The sequence below is a fragment of the Actinomadura logoneensis genome (assembly GCF_003428695.1).
GTDB classification, from domain to species: domain Bacteria; phylum Actinomycetota; class Actinomycetes; order Streptosporangiales; family Streptosporangiaceae; genus Spirillospora; species Spirillospora logoneensis.
Genome location: NZ_QURH01000723.1, coordinates 1 through 3,318 on the forward strand (window position 1 = coordinate 1; position 3,318 = coordinate 3,318).

At 76.9% G+C, this 3,318-nt stretch carries 2 protein-coding genes; both read right to left on the reverse strand.

The features are described from left to right. The coding region (locus DZF91_RS26235) for a phosphoheptose isomerase (protein ID WP_117359859.1) at positions 1–1,704 on the reverse strand (1,704 nt) is incomplete at its 3' end. 182 nt (positions 1,705–1,886) lie between these two features. Continuing rightward, positions 1,887–3,318 (reverse strand): glucose-6-phosphate isomerase (locus DZF91_RS40405; RefSeq protein WP_117359860.1); only part of this gene is annotated, 1,432 nt, incomplete at its 5' end.

Here is a 3,318-nt window from a genome sequence, read left to right on the forward strand (position 1 = left end):
CCCCGTGGCCCGTGCCCTCGTGCCGGTCCGCTCGGGGGCGCCCGCCGCGCCCAGCCCGCGGACCGCCTCGGTGAGGCGTCCCGCGCCCTCGACCGCGTCCCGCAGGTGGACGCGGACGACCGGCAGGCCCAGCGCCCGCAGCGCCCGCTCCTCGGCGAGCGCCCGCGCGAGCTGCAGCGACGCCAGGCCGTACGGACGCCCCGGCACCGGCATGTCGGCGACCGGGTCGCCCTCCGGCGGGTCGCCCGTCACGAGCAGGAACGCCCCGCCGCCGGGACCGCGCTTGTGCACCGACCCGGTCGCGTGCAGATACCCGGGGCCCGCGCCGTAAACCACCGGACGGCCCGTGTGCCGCGCCAGGGTCGGCGCGAGGTAGCGCCCGGACAGCTCCCCGGACAGGTAGGTCACCACGGACAGGTAGCCCTCCGGGGGCACCTGCGCGAGCAGCGCCACCAGCGCGGCGGACAGCCCGTCGGCCGACTGGGGGACGGGCAGCGCGGTGTGGATCTCCACCTCGCCGTCGGCGAACACCGGACGCCCGGCCGGGAGCGGCCCGCCCGCCGCCGCGGCCAGCAGCGAGGCCGCGTCGTCCTCGGCGTCCTGCGCGACGGCGCCGCCGGGCTCGAACGGGTTCACGCCGAGCAGCCATCCGGAGACCGCGGTCGCGTACTCCCACAGCAGGAACTGCGCGCCGAGCGGCGCCCACACCGAGGTCTCGGCGTCGCTGTGCGTGCCCTGCGCGCCCTGCTTGGGGTTCAGCGCGACGCCGTGCGCGTCGGGCAGCTCGGCGGGGCTGCCGGGCGGGTCGAGCACGAGCACGCCGCGCCCGCGCTTGCCGGTCCCGGCCGCGAGCGCCTGCGCGATCCAGCCGCTCAGCGCGCCGGAGCCGCCCGGCTCGTGCAGCACGACCTTGTCCCGGGGCAGGCCCTCGGGGGCGCGCTGCGCGCAGCCGCCGATGATCGCGCCGAGCAGCAGTCCCGGGTTGTCCTTGTCGTTGAGCAGCGCGGGCGCGAGCGCGGCGGCCTCGTCGAGCACCTGGCCGACGTCCGCGCCGGCCAGCACCGCGGGCACCAGCCCGTAGGCCGACAGCGCCGCCATGTGCGCGGGCAGGCCGGGGTCGGTCAGCCCGACCCGGTAGCCCTTGCCGCGCGCGAACCCGTGCAGCGGGCTGCCCTGGTCGGTGATCACCACGAACCGCGCCGCGATCTCCCGGTCGGCCATCCCGCGCCTGCGGAACGCGTCGGCGAGGATGCGCAGGTAGGCGTCGCCCTCCAGGGACACCCCGGACTTGCTCGCCAGCACCACCAGGGTGCGGTCGAGGCGCTCCAGCGTGAACGCGAGCGCCGCGGTGTCCGAGCCGTCCAGGACGGTGAGCGCGCCGCCCGCCGCCCCGCCCGCCGGGGCGTGCTCCTCCATGATGGCCTGCGCGGCGAGCGCGTCGGCGCCCACGCCGACCAGCACCACGTGGTCGAGCCCCGCGAACCGGGCCTCGACGACCACGTCCTCGACCTTGTCCAGCAGGTAGCGGGAGGCGAACGGCAGGTCCAGCCAGGCCAGGCGGCTGTGGTCGACGGCCCGCCGGCCCCACAGCCGCGGGTCCTTGGCGGCCAGCGCCGCGGGCACCCCGCAGGCGACCAGGTAGTCGCGCGCCTGCAGTGCCTGCTCCAGCACGTCGCCGCGCGTCAGTACGTCGAATCCGGACACCGTTCCTCCCGCGCCCATCGTTTCAGGAGACAACGGGCATCCGCGACCAACTCCCCGATCTTCCAGGTGTCGATTTGTGAACAAGTGCGGGAAAACCAGGACAGACACGGCTAAGCCCGGCCGTTTGCACGGCCGGGCCCGGTGTGAACCGCGGGTTCGGACGGTCGGGAGGGACGTGCGGGTCAGGTGAGGGCCTTGGCGAGCCGCCCGAGACCCTCCCCCCGGTCCGTCAGATGGACGCGCACCACCGGCCGCGACCGGGACCGCAGCGCCCGCACATCACCGTAGACCTGGGCCAGCTGGAGCTCCGCCAGCGTGTACGGACGGCCGGGGACGGCCATGTCGGCGTCCGGCTCCGCCGTGATGACGACGAACGCGCCGCTCTCCGGGCCGCCCTTGTGGAACTGCCCGGTGGAGTGCAGGTACCGCGGCCCCCAGCCGAAGGTGACCGGCACGGGGGAGCGGCGCACCCGCGCCGAACGCTCGGCCAGCAGCGGACGCAGGCCCGCCGCCGGCGCGTCCCCGACCGGGTCCAGGTAGGCCAGGACGGCCAGGTAGCCGCGGTCCGGCACGGCGCCCACCACCGCGTCCAGGACGTCGGTCAGCGAGCCCGCGCCCTTCAGCAGTTCCGGGCGGCCGTGCACCTCCACCGCGTCGTCGACGAAGGCCGGGACGCTCGGGATGACCGTCGGAGCCGCGCCCTCGGCCGCGCGCAGCAGCGCGGCCGTGCCCTCCCGCGACTCGGCGACCGCGGGCTCGTCGAAGGGGTTCACCCCCATCACCCGGCCCGCCACCGCGACCGCGTACTCCCACAGCAGGAACTGCGCGCCGAGCGGGCCGGAGACCGTCAGACCCGCCTCGCGGGCCGGACCCGGCTCGTCCGGACGGCTGCCCAGGACCACCCGGCGCAGGTCGTCGGTGAGCTGGAAACCGGGCGCGGCGACACCCTCCACCACGACCGGGAGCAGGCCCCGCCCGTCCTTGCCGGTGGACGCCGCGACCAGCCGCTCGATCCACTCGGCGAGCCCCTGCAGGCCCGAGCCGTGATCGGCCAGCACGAGCTTGTCGCGGCCCGCCAGCGCCGACGCGCCGAGCGCCGCGCCCAGCGCGAGCGCGGGGTTGTCGTAGGGCTGGTCCAGCGTCGCGGCCAGCGCGGACGCGTCGTCCAGCAGCTCCTCGGCGTCGACGCCGGCGAGCGCCGCCGGAACGAGGCCGTAGGCGTCCAGCGCGCCGAACCGCTCCCCGCACTCCGGATCGCCGTGCACGGTGTCGTACCGGCCGTCCAGCGGGGAGCCCGGATCGGTGACGACCAGGATCCGCGCCGCCGGATCGATCCCGGCGGCCCCGAACGCCTCCTCGAAGATCCGCAGGTGCGCGTCGGTCTCCAGGGCGGTGCCGCTCTTGTCGGCCACCACCAGCAGCGTCGCGGGCAGGTCGGCCAGGGCCGCCCGCACTGCGCGGGGATCGGCGGTGTCCAGGACGACCAGCTCGGCGCCCTCCGGCGCGGCCGTCCGGACGACCGCCTCGGCGGCGGCCGGCGAAGCGCCCATGCCGGCCAGCACGACGCGGGTGAGCCCGGCCGCCCGGGCCTCCCGGACCCGCCCGGCCAGCAGG